The sequence below is a fragment of the Pseudomonas sp. S2_H01 genome (assembly GCF_054668305.1).
Genome location: NZ_CP162756.1, coordinates 4,208,417 through 4,225,346, shown reverse-complemented (window position 1 = coordinate 4,225,346; position 16,930 = coordinate 4,208,417). Strand labels below are relative to the sequence as shown.

General features: G+C 60.3%; 11 protein-coding genes and 4 tRNA genes. 7 read left to right on the top strand and 8 right to left on the bottom strand.

The window, feature by feature from the left end; translation table 11 throughout:
- Positions 1 to 190: 190 nt before the first annotated feature.
- Positions 191 to 1,279 (top strand): LLM class flavin-dependent oxidoreductase, encoded by a 1,089-nt coding sequence (locus tag AB4N84_RS18920; protein ID WP_460042627.1) that lies wholly within the window; start codon positions 191 to 193, stop codon positions 1,277 to 1,279.
- A gap of 169 nt (positions 1,280 to 1,448) precedes the next feature.
- Here AB4N84_RS18920 and AB4N84_RS18915 read toward each other — a convergent pair whose 3' ends face one another.
- Positions 1,449 to 2,354, bottom strand: coding sequence for a LysR family transcriptional regulator (locus tag AB4N84_RS18915; RefSeq protein WP_460042626.1), 906 nt, complete (start codon positions 2,352 to 2,354; stop codon positions 1,449 to 1,451).
- Positions 2,355 to 2,545: 191 nt separating this feature from the next.
- On the opposite strand from AB4N84_RS18915, the gene AB4N84_RS18910 reads away from it, so the two are divergent.
- From AB4N84_RS18910 to AB4N84_RS18895, 4 genes are all read left to right on the top strand, one after another.
- A complete protein-coding gene (locus AB4N84_RS18910; RefSeq protein WP_460042625.1) occupies positions 2,546 to 3,154 on the top strand; it encodes a cysteine dioxygenase family protein in 609 nt (202 codons plus the stop codon).
- Positions 3,151 to 4,731, top strand: coding sequence for a rhodanese-related sulfurtransferase (locus AB4N84_RS18905; RefSeq protein ID WP_460042624.1), 1,581 nt, complete (start codon positions 3,151 to 3,153; stop codon positions 4,729 to 4,731). Before AB4N84_RS18910 ends, AB4N84_RS18905 begins: the two co-directional genes overlap by 4 nt.
- A gap of 130 nt (positions 4,732 to 4,861) precedes the next feature.
- Complete coding sequence (locus tag AB4N84_RS18900; protein WP_460042623.1) at positions 4,862 to 5,872, top strand: ABC transporter substrate-binding protein; 1,011 nt, start codon at positions 4,862 to 4,864, stop codon at positions 5,870 to 5,872.
- Positions 5,873 to 6,806: 934 nt separating this feature from the next.
- Positions 6,807 to 10,901: a DEAD/DEAH box helicase gene (locus AB4N84_RS18895; protein WP_460042622.1), complete on the top strand. Its 4,095-nt coding sequence runs from the start codon at positions 6,807 to 6,809 to the stop codon at positions 10,899 to 10,901.
- Positions 10,902 to 11,028: 127 nt separating this feature from the next.
- On the opposite strand, the gene AB4N84_RS18890 is transcribed toward AB4N84_RS18895, so the two are convergent.
- The 4 genes from AB4N84_RS18890 to AB4N84_RS18875 all read right to left on the bottom strand — a co-directional run bounded on the left by AB4N84_RS18890 (position 11,029) and on the right by AB4N84_RS18875 (position 11,440).
- Positions 11,029 to 11,104, bottom strand: a tRNA-Gly gene (locus AB4N84_RS18890).
- Between the two features lie 4 nt (positions 11,105 to 11,108).
- Positions 11,109 to 11,184, bottom strand: a tRNA-Glu gene (locus AB4N84_RS18885).
- Positions 11,185 to 11,286: 102 nt separating this feature from the next.
- Positions 11,287 to 11,362 (bottom strand) — tRNA-Gly (locus AB4N84_RS18880).
- Positions 11,363 to 11,364: 2 nt separating this feature from the next.
- A tRNA-Glu gene (locus AB4N84_RS18875) sits at positions 11,365 to 11,440 on the bottom strand.
- 264 nt (positions 11,441 to 11,704) lie between these two features.
- On the opposite strand from AB4N84_RS18875, the gene AB4N84_RS18870 reads away from it, so the two are divergent.
- Entirely contained in the window at positions 11,705 to 12,478 is a 774-nt protein-coding gene (locus AB4N84_RS18870) for a hypothetical protein (protein WP_460042621.1), read from the top strand.
- 53 nt (positions 12,479 to 12,531) lie between these two features.
- On the opposite strand, the gene AB4N84_RS18865 is transcribed toward AB4N84_RS18870, so the two are convergent.
- Positions 12,532 to 13,014, bottom strand: coding sequence for a GAF domain-containing protein (locus AB4N84_RS18865; protein ID WP_074757697.1), 483 nt, complete (start codon positions 13,012 to 13,014; stop codon positions 12,532 to 12,534).
- On the bottom strand, positions 13,011 to 13,904 hold the full coding sequence (locus AB4N84_RS18860; RefSeq protein WP_074757695.1) for an ATP-binding protein: 894 nt from the start codon (positions 13,902 to 13,904) through the stop codon (positions 13,011 to 13,013). Before AB4N84_RS18860 ends, AB4N84_RS18865 begins: the two co-directional genes overlap by 4 nt.
- A gap of 101 nt (positions 13,905 to 14,005) precedes the next feature.
- Here AB4N84_RS18860 and AB4N84_RS18855 point away from each other — a divergent pair, with 101 nt between their 5' ends.
- Positions 14,006 to 16,342, top strand: coding sequence for a hybrid sensor histidine kinase/response regulator (locus AB4N84_RS18855; protein WP_460042620.1), 2,337 nt, complete (start codon positions 14,006 to 14,008; stop codon positions 16,340 to 16,342).
- Positions 16,343 to 16,384: 42 nt separating this feature from the next.
- Here the strand turns inward: AB4N84_RS18855 and AB4N84_RS18850 are convergent, their stop codons facing one another.
- Positions 16,385 to 16,870, bottom strand: a complete 486-nt coding sequence (locus tag AB4N84_RS18850) for a glutathione peroxidase (protein WP_074757691.1) — start codon at positions 16,868 to 16,870, stop codon at positions 16,385 to 16,387.
- Positions 16,871 to 16,930: the final 60 nt, after the last annotated feature.

Here is a 16,930-nt window from a genome sequence, read left to right as displayed (position 1 = left end):
TTCGCAGCGCCCAGCAAAAAATCAGCTTATCTGATCTTACAAACCCATTAAATGCATTCTTTTTATAATTAGCTTAGCGCTAAATCGAATTTCACACCCTCGCCCTATCCCCTTATGTTGCTGACTCGAAGCGCGCGAATGTCCCCGCGCCCTCGGTTTATCAAGACGACTTCAACATAAGGAATTGCCCATGAGCGTCGAATTCATCGGCTACATCGCCACGCAACCTTTCTCGGAAATCCACCCGCGCAGCGGGCAGCCGGTTCAGCCGCACTACGTCGAAAAGGTTGCACGCGCTCATGAAGAAGCAGGCTTCGACCGTGCGCTCGTGGCGTACCACTCGGACAGCCCGGACAGCGCGTTCGTGGCCGCCTACGCCGCCAGCGTGACGACGACACTGAAATTCCTGATTGCCCACCGGCCTGGCTTCATCTCCCCCACCGTCGCCGCGCGGCAATTGGCGACCCTGGATGTTTTCAACGGTGGCCGCACAGCCGTGCACATCATTACCGGTGGCGATGACCAGGAGCTGCGTGCGGACGGCAGCTTCATTGGCAAAGACGAACGTTATGCGCGCACCGATGAATACCTGAGCGTTGTGCGCCAGGAGTGGACGGCCGAAAAACCCTTCGATCACCACGGCACCTATTACCAGTTCGAGGGTGCTCATTCGCAGGTGAAGTCGCCACAGAAGCCGCACATTCCGCTGTACTTCGGTGGCGCGTCGCAAGCCGCCCTTGAGGTCGCGGGGAAACACGCCGATGTCTATGCCCTGTGGGGCGAGACCTACGAACAGGTCAGGGACATCGTCAAACAGGTTCGCGCCGAGGCGGCGAAGCACGGACGGACGGTCCGTTTCAGCCTGTCGCTGCGACCGATTCTGGCCGAGACCGAGGAAAAGGCCTGGGCTCGCGCGGACAGTATTCTGGAGCGAGCGACGTCATTGGCCCAGGCGTCAGGTTTTGAGCGTCGCGCGCCGCCCAATGAAGGTTCGAAACGGTTGTTGGAAGCTGCCGCCAAGGGCTCGCGTCTGGACAAACGTCTGTGGACGGGCATCGCCGGCCTGTTGGGCGCCAAAGGCAATTCAACGTCGCTGGTGGGCACGCCGGAGCAGGTTGCCGACGCCCTGCTCGATTACTACGATCTGGGCATCACCACCTTCCTGATCCGGGGTTTCGACCCGCTGGAAGATGCCATCGACTACGGCAAAAAGCTGATCCCGCTGACCCGCGAACTCGTTGCCAAGCGTGAGCGGGAGAAGAACGAGCAGGTGGCGTAAACGTATTATCCGCGCACTGCACCCTGTAGGAGCGAATTCATTCGCGAGACGGCAGTACAACCGATGGAGATGTGTCCAGTGTACCGGCCTCTCGCGAATGAATTCGCTCCCACAGGTGTCAGACCGCCACCGTCGGCAAGCCGTGCAGCCACAGAGAGTGTGGACCTCTCTATGACGCCTTTCGCGCCTCCTTCAGCGCATCCGCCACCAACTGCCCAAACGAGGCAACCGGCGACTGCAGGTTGCCGAGGAAGCGCGGATACATCAGCCACAGGTCCATGACCGGCCTGAAATCCTTGACCAGCATGACAGCGAGCAGATCGCGGTGTGCACTGCGCTCGAGCAGCGGGCGTGGCACCAGGCCCAGGCCCATGCCGTCAGCGACCAGGCCCAGTTGCAGCTCGGTGCCGAAGGTTTCCAGATTCACCTTCAGGCTCAGTCCCTGGTCCGCCAGCGTGCGCTGAAGCCCTGCGCGGAATCCGCAGCCGTCGGGGTTGAGGACGAAGCCCTGCTCGTAGCAGTCGGCCAGCTTGACCGGCTTTTTCGGCAGCCGGTCTTTGGCACAGACGACCACCAGCTCCATCTTGCCAATGGACTCGCCGATGATGCCTTCCGGAAAAATTTTCCCGGCCGGAAACAATGCAGCCGCAGCGTCGAGTTCGCCATTCTCGAGCTTGCCGATCAAATGGCTGCCCCAACCGGTCACCACCTGAGCGCGCAGATCAGGGAACTGTCCACGCAGGTGCTTGAGTGCATCGAGCAAAACAACGTCGCCGATCGTCTGTGGCACGCCCAGGCGCAACAGCCCGCTGGGCGGCGTATCGCTGGCGACCAGCTCTCGCAGCGAGTCCATTTCGCGCAGGATCGACAGGCACTTCTGATACACCTGCAGCCCCATCGGCGTGGGTTTGAGCGGCTTAGTGTTACGGTCGAACAGCTCGATGCCCAACGCCTGCTCGAAGTTCTGCACCCGACGCGTGATCGCCGGCTGTGTCAGGTCCAGCGACGCAGCGGCGTGGCTGATCGACTGACAGCGAATCACCGCCACGAACGCATCGATATCATCAATTTTCATTCGGTTCGCTTATGGAAAATAAGGGACAAGATAGGCAAAAAGCATAATTCCAATCGTGCCGACTGAATACCCCGACAACCCGCCCAAAGGTTATCAAATACCTTTTCGTTATAACCTAATCATTAATAAATAGCATATTAAACGCCAGCATTATGCTTATATTGAGCCTTGGAATCTGCAGCGGAGCGGACATGACTCATCCCCGACACCCCGAACGGCTGAGGGCCTTTATTGGCGCCCTGGCGGAACTGATCGACAGTGACTCCGGCGAAGCCGACCTGCTGCATCGTGGCGGCAAGCTGCTGGGGCAACTGGTGCGTCACGACGACTGGCTGCCCGATGAGTTCGCCACTCCCGATCCGACCCGCTACCAACAATTTCTGCTGCACGCCGATGCCCGTCAGCGGTTCTCGGTGGTCAGCTTTGTCTGGGGACCGGGTCAGCGCACACCGATCCACGATCATCGGGTCTGGGGACTGATCGGCATGTTGCGCGGCGCTGAGTTCTCACAGGGTTTCGCGCGCAGCGTGGATGGGCGTCTGGAGAAGGAAGGCGCTGCCATCAGGCTTGAACCGGGTCACGTGGAAGCGCTGTCGCCGCACCGCAACGACATTCATCAGGTCAGCAACGCGTTCGCGGATCAGGTTTCAATCAGCATCCATGTCTACGGCGCCAACATCGGCGCGGTAAAGCGTGCCGTCTATCAATCGGACGGCAGCGAGAAACTGTTCATCTCCGGCTATTCGAATGCCTACCTACCGAACATCTGGGACCTGTCCAAAGAGAACCAAGTCCAATGACGACACACACCCGTTCGTTTGCCGATATTCGCGCTGCCTTGCTCGCCCATGACGAAGTCGCGCTGGTCGATGTGCGCGAAGAAGCCCCCTTCGCCGAAGGCCATCCGCTGTTCGCCGCCAACATCCCGTTGTCGAAACTGGAGCTGGAGGTGCTGTCGCGCATCCCACGTCGCGACACCGCGATCACCCTCTACGACAATGGCGAAGGCCTGGTCCAGCCTGCCCTCTCCCGCCTTATCGAGTTGGGCTATAGCGATGTGAAGGTGCTCGAAGACGGCCTACAGGGTTGGCGCGACGCCGGCGGCGAACTGTTTATCGACGTCAACGTCCCGAGCAAAGCGTTCGGCGAACTGGTCGAGCATCATCGCCACACACCGTCGCTTGCCGCCGAGGACGTGAAGCAGCTGCTCGACAGCAAAGCCGATGTGGTGGTGCTCGATGCCCGCCGCTTTGATGAATACCAGACCATGAGCATCCCGACCGGCGTCAGCGTGCCCGGCGCTGAACTGGTGCTGCGCGCCCGCGAACTCGCGCCCGATCCCAAGACCCGAATCATCGTCAATTGCGCCGGGCGAACCCGCAGCATCATTGGCACTCAGTCGCTGGTGAACGCCGGTCTGCCCAATCCGGTTTCCGCGCTGCGCAACGGCACCATCGGTTGGCTGCTCGCCGGGCAGACGCTGGATCATGGCCAGGCGCGACGCTTCCCCGCGGTGAGCGACACAACCCTTGAAGTCGCCCGCGCCGACGCGCGCAAGGTGGCCGACACCGCAGGCGTGAAACGCGGAACCCGACGTGACCTGCACACCTGGCAGTCTGAGCTGAAGCGCACGACGTACCTGTTCGACGTGCGCACGCCAGAGGAATTCGAAGCCGGTCATCTACCCGGGGCACGCTCGACGCCGGGTGGGCAACTGGTGCAGGAAACCGATCACTACGCCAGCGTGCGCGGCGCCCGAATCGCCTTGGTCGATGACGACGGCGTGCGCGCCAATATGTCGGCCTCGTGGCTGGCGCAACTGGGTTGGGAAGTGTATGTGCTCGATGACCTCACGCCTCGGGACTTCAGCGAAACCGGTCCTTGGATCGCTCCGATCCCGACGCCTTGGCAGGTCGAGGAAATCAGCGCCGATACGTTGCGCCAATGGCAGCAGCACGGCGGTGTCGCGGTGCTGGATTTCACCGCCAGCGCCAACTATGTGAAGCAGCACATCCCGGGGGCCTGGTGGACGTTGCGCGCCGACCTGTCCAACGCGCTGCGAAAAATCCCCGCCGCCGATCGCTACGTCTTGACCTGCGGTAGCAGCAAACTGGCGCGCCTGGCCGTGCCTGAAGTCGAAGCCCTGACCGGTAAACCGGTGTTTCTGCTCAGGGACGGCACCGCCAGCTGGATCGCTGCCGGTTTTGAACGGGAAAGCGGTGAAACCCACCTCGCCTCCCCGCGCATCGACCGCTACCGACGCCCGTATGAAGGCACCGACGCGCCGCGCGAAGCGATGCAGGCTTACCTGGACTGGGAGTTTGGCCTGGTCGAGCAACTGGGACGCGACGGGACACATGGGTTCCATGTGATCTGAGCAGCGCGCCGTCGGCAAAACCCCTTATCTGGACGCTAAAGAACCTGCGGGATTGACGCCAGGGGCAAGCCCTTGCGCCTGGTATCCCCTTATTCACAACCTCCTCACCTAACGCATGGAGCACCGTCTCATGTCAGCCTCAATCAGCTCACGGCTACGCGCCAAATCACTGCTGCTCGGCACCCTGCTGGCGCTTTTTCTGGGTCAATACGCCCAAGCCGCCGAACCGCTGCAACCCTTGCTCGTCGCCAATCAGAAATCCGCGCTAAAAATACTGCTGGAGGTTTCGGGCGAACTGAAAGACGTGCCTTACGAGATCAAGTTCTCCGAATTCCCTTCCGCGTCCCCGCTGGGTGAGGCGCTCAATGCCGGTGCGGTGGACGTCGGCGCGCTGGGCGATGCGCCTTATGTGTTCGCACTGGGAGCCGGCGCATCGTTGAAGGTCATCAGCATCACCCACGTCAACGGCCGCTACACCACCGCGCTCATCGTGCGCAACGATTCGCCGATCACGTCCGTGGCCGACCTCAAGGGCAAACGCATCGTCACCGGGCGCGGTTCCATCGGTCATTACCTGGCGATTCGCGCGCTCAATGAGGCGGGTCTGAAAACCAGCGATGTCAGCTTCGTGTACCTCTTGCCGAGTGAATCACGGTTGATCCTCGACAACGGGGATGCCGATGCCTGGGCGACCTGGGCGCCCTACACCACCGTCGCAACGCAGAGCGGCGCGCGGATCCTGCCCAACGGTCCGGACCTGTTGACCAATCACTCTTACGTTGCTGCTACCAGCAAGGCCATCGCCGAAAAACGCGTGCAGCTGGATGATTTTGTCGTGCGACTGGACCGCGCCTATCGGTGGGTCAATGCGCATCCTAAGGAGTACGCCGCCGCGCAGACCAAGGTCACCGGCTTGCCCCTGGACGTGCATCTGGCGGTCAACCAGGACACCAAAATGGAACGCGTGAGCATTGATGACAGCGTCATCAAAGGCCTGCAGAACACCGCGGATATCTATGAGCGCGAGGGCATCCTGAACAAGCATGTGGACGTATCCCATGGCTTCGATCCAGGGTTCAACGCCATTCGCCTGGCCGCTGAGCAAGCCGCCGAACAGAACAATCCACAAGCAGCGCGCTAGCGAGCAAACGCGCAGAGCCATCGGATGAGCACAGCTTTTCGACCTGCTGTCAAACGCATGAATATGTGAGCTCGGTCTGGAGGCATTCCGATGAATGCGGTGGGTCAGCAACCATCGGGGGTAAATGACACATCGCGTTCGCTGCCGTCGTAACCTCCGACGTCTCCTACAGGGACCGCGTCGATCCATGAAGCCGTCGCAACGCATGAATGTGTGAGCTCGGTCTGGGGAGCGTTCCGATGAATGCGGTGGGTCAGCAACCATCGGGGGTAAATGACACACCGCGTTCGCTGCCGTCGTAACCTCCGACGTCTCCTACAGGGACCGCGTCGATCCATGAAGCCGTCGCAACGCATGAATGTGTGAGCTCGGTCTGGGGAGCGTTCCGATGAATGCGGTGGGTCAGCAACCATCGGGGGTAGATGACACACGGCGTTCGCTGCCGTCGTAACCTCCGACGTCTCCTACAGGGACCGCGTCGATCCATAAACTGTGGCAACGCATGAATGTGGGGGTGAGCTTGGTCTGGGGGCGTTCCGATGAATGCGGTGGGTCAGCAACCATCGGGGGTAAATGACACACCGCGTTCGCTGCCGTCGTAACCTCCGACGTCTCCTACAGGGACCGGGTCGGTCCATTGCGATCCGCGTCGATCCATTGCGATCCATTGCGATCCATGGTGATCCATTTCGATCCTCGAAGCCGTGGCAACGTACCAGAGTGTTGGAGTCAGCGGCCTCTCCCACCCGGCGATCAACCCATTCAGCCGAAATCATGCGGTGTTGCAAGGTGTCAGCAATGCGAATTTGCAGCCGTTCGCTTGACCGGCGCAGGGAGGAAGTTCGACAAGCGCCCCCGTCTCGTGAAAAATACGAGCTTTGCCTGAGGATGAGTCACCGCCTCCCAGGCGACCGCGTGTCCAATGAGGTCCAGAATGCTGTTCAGCGAACCCCAAAACCCTGATCACCTGCCCGATAACTGCATGAGGGTCTTGTTTGGTTTAGTGACTTCGTTTCCCGGCAAGGGTAAGACGTCGCTGCTCAAACTTCTGCGGGCGATGGACGTGCAGGACTTCCACGGCAAGCGGGTGGAAGCCCCTGCGCTGGTCGAGATGCTGGAATGGCTGCAGCACGAAGAGTGGGTGGTGCTGGATCAGCAACCTGAAGGGCAATACTTCAGCGTCGCCCCGGCGCGCCGCAACCACGTGTTGCTGGCCTTGCTGAACGCGCCTGACCGTAACCAATGGCTACACGAGATCATTGCCGGCTTGCCCCAACTCAGTGCCTGGCAGACACCCTCCCGATCACGAATACTGCAAGACCTCTGGCTCAGCCTGCTCATCGGCGATACAGGCGAATTGGAGCAATCGCTGCAACTGGCCACGTACATTTTTGTCCACCCCACTAACTCCGCCCCGCACCCTATGCACGTGTTGCAAGGTAATCCGGAAGGCCTTGAGGTGTTTGCCCGGCTCGATGACGCAGCGCGAGCGGTGTTGGTGGAAGACCACCTCAATCTGCTCAACACGCGACTGGGCCCTGCGGGGCACACCTACGAACTGGCCCTGCGCGAGGTGGAGATCCAGCCTTCCTTCGAGCTGACATTGGAGCTCTCACTCCAGGCGTTGTGGCGTGGCGACTGGGAGATGCTCGATTACCTGGGCGCAAATGAGCTGGAGCTCATGCACCGAACCATCAACGCGATCCTGCGGGGTCAGGTGACCGAGACGCTGCTGCTTTTACGCAACTGGCTCACCGAAATGCGCAGGCTCCTCAAGAAGCGCAAGATCGATCTGCCGCCAGTGCTCAATGGGTTTTACTGCCTGGCACTGTTCGCCGAGAACGACCCGAAACAACATGCGCAACTCAAACAAGCCATCACATTAGGAATGAAGGAGAATTACGGCGCGGCCTACGACGTCTTTGAACATCTGCTGGAACAGTTAAAAGGCGAAAAGTCGTCCATGTCGTCGTCGCATCTTCCGTCCACGTTGAATGGCATGGATGGCCTGATGTTGGCGCTAGCTTTGTACTGGCTGGACGCACCCCAGGCGCGCCAGGACAAATGGCACACGACCCTGGAAGATTATCGCGATCAACTTGACCGGGAAGGCTACGCCTGGCTCGCGGCAGAGTTCGACGCGCTGATCGCCGTGCAATTCGGATCGCCCCGCCAATTGGCCGATGTTCACCTGAGCGCCGATCTGCAGCCGCTGGTGTCACTGCTTCATCGCAAGGAAGCCTGGCAGCATGCACTCAATGCCCTGAGTCAGCTCAGGCCCGGCAAGGTGGCTGCCACCGCCACTGCCGAAGAAAAACCCACGCGTCTGGCCTGGATGATTACGCTCAGCACCTATCACGTACAAGTCGAGCCTCGTGAGCAGAAGCGTAATGCCAAGGGCCAGTGGAGCAAAGGTCGCGCCGTCGCGTTGAAGCGCCTGATGGACGACAGCGCCGTCATGGATTTCCTGTGCGAACAGGACCGCCAGGCCATCAGCGCAATTGTGGTCAGCCACTACCATTACAGCAGCGTTGATTACGAACTGCCCGCTGGCCTGGCCTTGCCCCGGTTAGTGGGACACCCGGCGCTTTACTGGCAGGACGCGCCTGATGTGCGGATTGATCTGCAAGCGGGCCAGGCTTCACTGAACCTTCAGTCCCGTGGCGGGCAGATTCACCTCAAGCTTGAACCGCAGGGCGTTGTCGGCGCAGAGCATGTCTACCTGCACAAAGAAACCCCGACCCGCCTTCTGGTGTATCCGATCAGCCGTGAACTGCGCAAAATCGCGGAGATCGTCGGCAAAGGTCTGAACGTGCCGACAGAGGCGAAAGCGCAGCTGATCGAAGCCGTCAGCGCAATCGCCCCGCTGCTGCCGATTCACTCGGACATCCCCGAGCTCACCGGACACCTCGATCAGGAGCCGGCAGACACTCGGCTGTACGCCCACTTGTTGCCTCTGGCCGAGGGCGTGCGTTTGCAACTGTTGGTGCGTCCACTGGCAGACGGCAGTTGGTTCCGGCCCGGCCAGGGCGCGGAAAACCTGCTGGGCGATCGCGATGGCAAGCCACTTCAGGTCATCCGGGATCTGGACGCTGAACGACAGGCACTGCAGCACGTGCTGCACAGCTGTCCGGGACTGGCCTATGCCGACAGTGATGGCCAGGAGTGGCAACTGGATCAACCTCAGCATGCCTTGCAACTGCTCAGTGAATTGCACGCGCTGGACGGCGAACAACTTCATTGCATCTGGCCGGAAGGCGAACGCATGCGCATCAAGGGCCGATCCGGCCTGAGCCAACTCAAACTGGGGCTTCGTCAACAGGGTGACTGGTTTGTCCTGCAAGGCAGCATTGCCCTGGACGACGGCCGCGTGCTCCAACTCAAGCAGATACTGGACTTGCTCAAGGCCAATCCCGGACGCTTCCTGAAACTCAACGAACATGACTGGCTGGCCCTCGACGACAGCCTGCGCAAGCGCCTCGACGAACTGGCTCACCTGGCCGACCGTGTCAACGATCAGGGGCTGCGCCTCAGCACGCTGACGACGCCGCTGCTGGCCAGTCTTGCTCAGGAGGCCGGAGAATTCGAAGCCGATGCGGGCTGGCAGACGCACCTCGAGAGGCTGGAATCCTTGCGCGATTACCAGCCTCAAGTGCCCGGCACCCTGCAGGCCGAATTGCGCGATTACCAGCACGATGGCTTCGTGTGGCTGGCGCGTCTCGCGCAATGGGGCGTGGGCGCTTGCCTGGCCGATGACATGGGCCTGGGTAAAACCGTACAAACCCTCGCCCTGCTGCTGCAGCGGGCAGGGTCGGGTCCGCAACTGGTGGTTGCACCGACCTCCGTCACGCTGAACTGGCAAGCCGAAAGCGCCCGTTTCGCGCCCAGCCTGAATGTGCGGCTGTACCAGCAGCATCGCAGCCTGGAAGACCTCGGTCCCGGCGATCTGGTGGTCGTCAGTTATGGACTGCTGCAACAGGAGACCGCTGCCTTTACCGCGCAACGCTGGAGCAGCGTGGTGCTGGACGAAGCGCAAGCGATCAAGAACGCACAAACCAAGCGCTCCCAGACGGTCATGGCACTGGAGGCCGATTTCCGCATGGTCGCCACCGGCACACCGCTGGAAAACCACCTCGGTGAGCTGTGGAACCTGTTCCGCTTCATCAACCCAGGGCTGCTCGGCAGCCAGGACAGTTTCGCCGGGCGCTTCGCAACGCCCATCGAGCAAGGCGATGTTGCGGCACGACGAGCGCTCAAGGCGTTGATCCAGCCGTTTATTCTGCGCCGCCTGAAAAGCCAGGTGCTGGAAGAGCTCCCGGCCCGCACCGAAATCACCTACAAAGTGCCGCTGTCGGACGAAGAAGCTCATCAATACGAGGCCCTGCGTCAGCAAGCGGTCGACACGCTCTCGCGTATCGACCCTCAGGCGGTGAAATCCATGCAGGTGCTGGCGGAAATCACCCGGCTGCGGCGCTTCTGCTGCCACCCTTCTCTGGTCCTGCCGGGCTCGACGCTGCCAGGCAGCAAATTGCAGGCCTTCAAGGAGATCGTCGAGGAGCTGCTGGAGAACCGTCACAAGGCGCTGGTGTTCAGCCAGTTCGTCGATCACTTGAGCATCGTGCGCGCCTGGCTTGACCAGCAAGGTATCGCCTATCAATACCTGGACGGCTCTACCCCGGCCAAGGAACGCCAGAAGCGCGTCGAAGCCTTCCAGGCGGGCGTGGGTGAAATCTTCCTGATCAGTCTGAAAGCGGGCGGCAGCGGTCTCAACCTGACGGCCGCGGATTACGTTATTCACCTCGACCCTTGGTGGAACCCGGCCGTAGAAGATCAGGCCAGCGACCGCGCCCATCGCATGGGCCAGCAACGGCCGGTGACGATCTACCGACTGGTCACTGAAAACAGCATCGAAGAACAGATCGTCGCTCTGCATGGGCGCAAGCGCGATCTGGCGGACAGCCTGCTGGATGGCGGCGAGATCAGCGCGAAACTGGATGCCGATGCGCTGTTGAAGCTGCTTAAAGGCTAAGTGTCTGGGTGTGGGCCTGATGCGGTTGTCAGGCCCACATCCATTGCGCAGGCTTCGGAGCCTATGCTGAAGGTTAAAACGCGCACAAACAAAAACGCCGCTCTGATGAGCGGCGTTCTTGTGAATTTGGAGCGGGAAACGAGACTCGAACTCGCGACCCCGACCTTGGCAAGGTCGTGCTCTACCAACTGAGCTATTCCCGCAATATGGCGTCCCCTAGGGGACTCGAACCCCTGTTACCGCCGTGAAAGGGCGGTGTCCTAGGCCACTAGACGAAGGGGACACTGCCTGAAACACCATGGTGTTGTGTTTCAGTTCCAGAAATCCATCCGAAGATGCTTCCTGGTTTCACTCAGCCTCGCTCAAGAGCGAAACTGCTTAAAATTGGAGCGGGAAACGAGACTCGAACTCGCGACCCCGACCTTGGCAAGGTCGTGCTCTACCAACTGAGCTATTCCCGCAATGGCGTCCCCTAGGGGACTCGAACCCCTGTTACCGCCGTGAAAGGGCGGTGTCCTAGGCCACTAGACGAAGGGGACACGCTACAACATTCACTCCCTGCCGCGCTTCGCTGTGTGCTTTACGCTGCAAGTGGCGCGCATTCTATGGATGGTTGAAGGGGTCGTCAACCCCTCAATGAAAATTTATTCAAATCAATGACTTCGCCCTCTATTTCGGTAATGGACGGCCGATACAGAGTTGTCAGTGCTCGCTGCTATTAGTAGCCAGCTGACCATTACCCTTTCCGCGATAGTGCATAGCCACTACACTCGGCGCAAATAACCTGAATTGAGGCTAGTACGGTGACACCACTCTTTATCACCCTGTTGGTTGTAGCAGGCATCGTACTCCTGATTGCTGTGGGCTATCTGAATCACGTAGCCGAAAACAAGAAGGTCGAGCGCGCCCGCACACTGGTTGAGCTCAACGACCGCCTGCGGCGTTGCAGCGAACTGTCCGAAACCTTCCCCGGCCAATTGATGAGCCCGGCACTCAAGCTGTTGCTGGTGCGCCTGGAGCTGAACGTGGTCAAGCGCTTGATTGCGCTGGAAAGAAGAAACAACCCGGGCATTCAGGAACGCGAAACCGAGCTCGAGGCATTGGCGGCCCAAGGCGACGCCATCAAGGTCACCAACCCGGTCAGTCCGATTCAGACAGAAGCCAAAGCCAAGGACGTGCGCTTTCTTCTGGAAGCCATGCATGGTCAGGTCACGCGGGCGGCCCACGACGGCGCCTTGCAGACCGCCGAAGCCAAGCACTGGATTCGCGAGATCCGCAACATGCTGGTCCTGCTGCACATCGAGTTCTTCAATAACCTGGGCCAGCAAGCCTTGAACCAGGAGCAGCCCGGCCAGGCGCGCCTTGCGTTTGAACGCGGCGTGCAATACCTGAAGAACCAGGCAGAACCTGCGCCGTGGAAAACCCACCTGCAGGCGATGGAGCGGCAACTGGCACGGGCCAATGCCATGGTGCTGGACAACATTGCACCGACCGAAGATGACCACAACGAGCTCACCGAAGGCCTGAAAGCCGACGACACCGACGCCGAGTGGAAAAAGAAGGCGATTTACGACTGAGGGTTCTGTGACTGTGGAGCGCATATCATCGCTCCACAGTCGCAAGCCTTACCTCAGCAGTCAGTGGCCCTGAGGAAGATGGCCGCCAATTGCTCGATACCCGCCTGATCCGCCTCGCTGAAACGTGCCAGACTCGGACTGTCCAGGTCCAGTACCCCAATCAAACGCCCCTCCTTGACCAACGGCACGACCAGCTCGCTGTTCGACGCGCTGTCGCAAGCGATGTGCCCCGGGAACGCGTGCACGTCCAGCACGCGTTGCGTTTCACGGCTTTGCGCCGCCGTTCCGCAAACACCCTTGCCGAACGGAATCCGTACACAGGCGATTTGCCCTTGGAACGGACCCAGCACCAGTTCCTCATCACGGTTGAGGTAAAAGCCGGCCCAGTTCAAATCGTCGAGCTGGGTATAAAGGAACGCGGAAAACTGCGCAGCGTTGGCGATGAAGTCGCGCTCGTCCGCCAGCAGGGATTCCAGTTGTGCAGCCAACAGGCGATAGCCGTCAAGGCCTTCGCCCGCTGCATTCAAATCGATCATGGATGTTGCTCCAGCATTTTCAAACCAACCCAATAACGGGCGAACTGATAGGCACAGCGGCCATTGCGGTTACCGCGCCCGGTGGCCCAACGCACGGCAAGGATGTCAAATGCCTGGTCGCGCTGCCATTCAAGACCGGCCTTGGCGGCCAGTTCGCCGACCCAGTGCTCCACCACGTCAAGGAAGTGTTCCTGCGTGAAGGGATAGAAGGACAGCCACAAACCGAAGCGGTCAGACAGGGCAATTTTGTCCTCCACCGCTTCACTCGGGTGAATCTCGCCATCGTCGCCGCGCTGCCAGTGCGCATTGTCGCTTTCCTTTTCCGGCACCAGATGGCGACGGTTGGAGGTGGCGTACAGCAACACGTTGTCCGGCGCCTGCTCGAGCGAACCGTCGAGCACGCTCTTGAGCACGCGATAGTCGCCTTCTCCGGAATCGAACGACAGGTCGTCGCAGAACAGCACGAAGCGTTGCGGCAGCTTCTGCAATTGCTCAACGACCCTCGGCAGGTCACCCAGGTGATCGCGCTCGATTTCAATCAGACGCAAACCCGCCTTGGCGTGCTCAGCGAGCAGCGCGCGCACCAGCGAGGACTTGCCCGTGCCGCGCGATCCCCACAGCAGCGCATGGTTGGCGGGCAGACCGTCGATGAACTGCTGAGTGTTTCGGCCCAACTGATCACGCTGATGATCGACGCCGATCAAGTCGGACAGGCGCATGTCCAGGGTCACTTCTAGCGGCATCAGATAACCGACGCGACCCTCACGCACCCAGCGCGCGGCCAGTGCCTTGTCCCAGTCCACCGGCTCGCGCACGGCGGGCAACAAAGGCTCGAGGCGCGCCAGAACCGATTCGGCGCGTTCCAGAAATGCGTTCAACCGAGAATCCACAATGTCTCCTTGATTTAACTGGTTAAAGCCGGTGTGCGATCAGCTATGCTTGGCCGCGACGGACGCATGAAGTGCAAGTGCCCTCTGGATCAAGTGCCCATATGGATATACCAGTCACACACCGATTGTCGTTCAAACAGGCCCGCTTGACGGTTCTGATCGGTTTCTTGTTGGGAACCCTGCTCAGCCTCGTCCAGATTGCGATCGATTATGCCAGCGAAGATGCCTCCATCGATCGTGAAATTCGCTCTTTGCTGCAAATCAGTCACAACCCCGCCTCCCGCATCGCCTACAACATCGACGCTGAACTCGCGCAGGAACTGACCATGGGCCTGCTGCACTCGCCCGCGGTGGTCGGTGTGCGCCTGATCGACAACAACAACGAAATCCTGGCGGCCGTGTCGCGCCCTCCGACAGAAAACCCTTACCGCATGCTCAGCGATCGCCTGTTCGGTAAAAGCCGTCAGTTCGAGGACGTGCTGCACCTGGACCATATGCCGAACGAGGCGATCGGCACGCTGTACCTGGAGGTCGACACCTTCGAATTCGGCAGCCACTTTTTGCAACGGGCAGAGATCACATTGCTCAACGGCTTCGTTCGCAGCCTCGTGCTCGCCGCCATCCTGATGGGGTTGTTCTACCTGACGCTGACCAAGCCGCTGACCGGCGTGATCCGCGCGCTGGCTGACCGGGACTCACGCAGCCCGACGCAGGTTCCGCTGCCCTGCCCGCACGGGCATGAAAACGACGAGATCGGCGTGCTGGTGCAAGTCGCCAACCAGCAGTTCGACAATGTCGCCTCTGAGTTCGGCCGTCGGCTGGACGCCGAGAATCGCCTCACTGATCACTTGAACGAGCTTGAGGACATTGTCTCGGCACGCACGCTGGAGCTCAAATCCAGCAACACACGGCTGAGCCAGTCCAACGAAGAACTGCAGATCGCGCGCAGCACGGCGCTGGACATGGCCCATGCGCGTTCGGCGTTCCTGGCGCACATGAGTCATGAGATCCGCACGCCACTGAACGGTCTGCTGGGCATGCTGGCGTTGTCGCTGGATGGCCCCCTGAGCGCTGAACAGCGTCAACAGCTGTCGATCGCCCATGACTCGGGCAAGGTCCTGGTCGAGCTGCTAAACGACATCCTCGACCTGTCGAAATTCGACGCAGGGCAGCTTGAACTGGAGCGCATTCCCTTTGACCTCGCCACGCTGATCGAGGACACCGCCAACCTGCTGTCGCAGAATGCCGCCCCGAGCGTCGAACTCACCTGCCTGATCAACCCTCGCTTCCCGGCAATGGTCCTCGGCGATCCGACACGGGTTCGCCAGATCGTCAGCAACCTGCTGTCCAACGCACTCAAATTCACCCGTGCGGGCCGCGTGGACGTGCGTTTGAGCCAGCACGAAGACAAGGTCCGCATCGAAGTGTGCGACACCGGTATCGGCATCGCCCAGGACGCGCAAGCGAAAATCTTTCAGCCGTTCACACAGGCCGAAGCCGCGATCACCCGTCAGTATGGCGGCACGGGTCTGGGTCTGACCTTGACCCACAATCTGTGCGAAGCCATGAACGGTCAGTTGAACATTGAATCCACTGCGGGCGTTGGCAGCCGTTTTTATGCCGACCTGCCACTGCCTGCGCACACACCGGCGCCCCTCTGGCCCGGGCTTACCGGGCGAGTGGCAGTGGTCAGTGCGGCGAACAGCGGCCTGATGGAGATGTTGAGTCGGCAGCTCCCGGACTGGGGCATCGAGTACCGGCATTTTTCGACCACCGACCTGCCCGCGGATGTGCAACCGGATTTGCTGATCACCGACGGCCCTGAATGCCTGATCGGCATTCGTCCTGCGACAAAAATTCCCGTTCTGCTGGTCACCGCGTATGGCAACTTCATGCCTGGCCAGCAAGTGGTGTCACTGGCGCCGCTGCAGCAACAGGCGCGGCCGTTGTCCCGCAGCGTTTTGCATCAGGCGCTCAAGCGGGTTTTGCTGGTCCATGAACAACAACCCGGCGACCACCCCGCGAACGGCCTGCCCGTGGCACACCGTGCAAGGATCCTGCTGGTGGAAGACAACCCGGTGAACCAGCTGGTGGCCAAAGGCATGCTGGGCAAGCTGGGTTGCGAGGTTGTCGTCAGCAGTCACGGGGCGGAGGCGTTGCAGCAGCTGGAACGCAGCCATTTCGATCTGGTGTTGATGGATTGCAACATGCCGGTGATGGACGGCTATGAAGCCACGCGTCTGATACGCCAGAGCGGGAAGTGGCCTGACCTGCCGATCATCGCGCTGACCGCCAACGCGATGCCGGAAGAACGCGAACACTGCAAGAACGCCGGGATGAACGATTACCTCGCCAAGCCGTTTCACCGTGAAGAACTGGTCTATCTGCTGGATCAGTGGATCAAGACGCCCACTCTGAAGCCGCAAGCCACGCGCTAGAACGTGCGGCAGTCGCCTGCCGCTCGAGGCGTATGACGGCTCCTATTTCAACAACGCTTCGATGTCGGATTTCAGCTCTTCGGGCTTGGTCAACGGCGCATAACGCTTGACCAGTTTGCCGTCCCTGCCGATCAGGAATTTGGTGAAGTTCCACTTGATGCGCTCAGACCCCAACAGACCGGGCGCCTGCTTCTTCAATTGCACGAACAACGGATGGGCATCGCCGCCGTTGACGTCGATCTTCTTGAACAACGGAAAACTCACGCCGTAGTTCAACTCGCAGAACTCGGAAATCGCGCCCTCGTTGCCCGGCTCCTGCTTACCAAACTGGTTGCACGGAAAGCCCAACACCACCAGCCCCCGGTCCTTGTAACGTTGCCACAGCTCTTCAAGGCCTTTGTACTGAGGCGTGAAACCGCATTTGCTCGCGGTATTCACCACCAGCACCGCCTTGCCAGCGTAATCGGCAAGCGTCTTCTGCTCGCCCTTGATGGTCTGCACCGGAATGTTCAGCAACGTCTCGCTCATGGCGAAGCCTCGAAAAGGATCCAGCGACCAAATTAGCGCGCCATTGGTTGGCGCGCTATT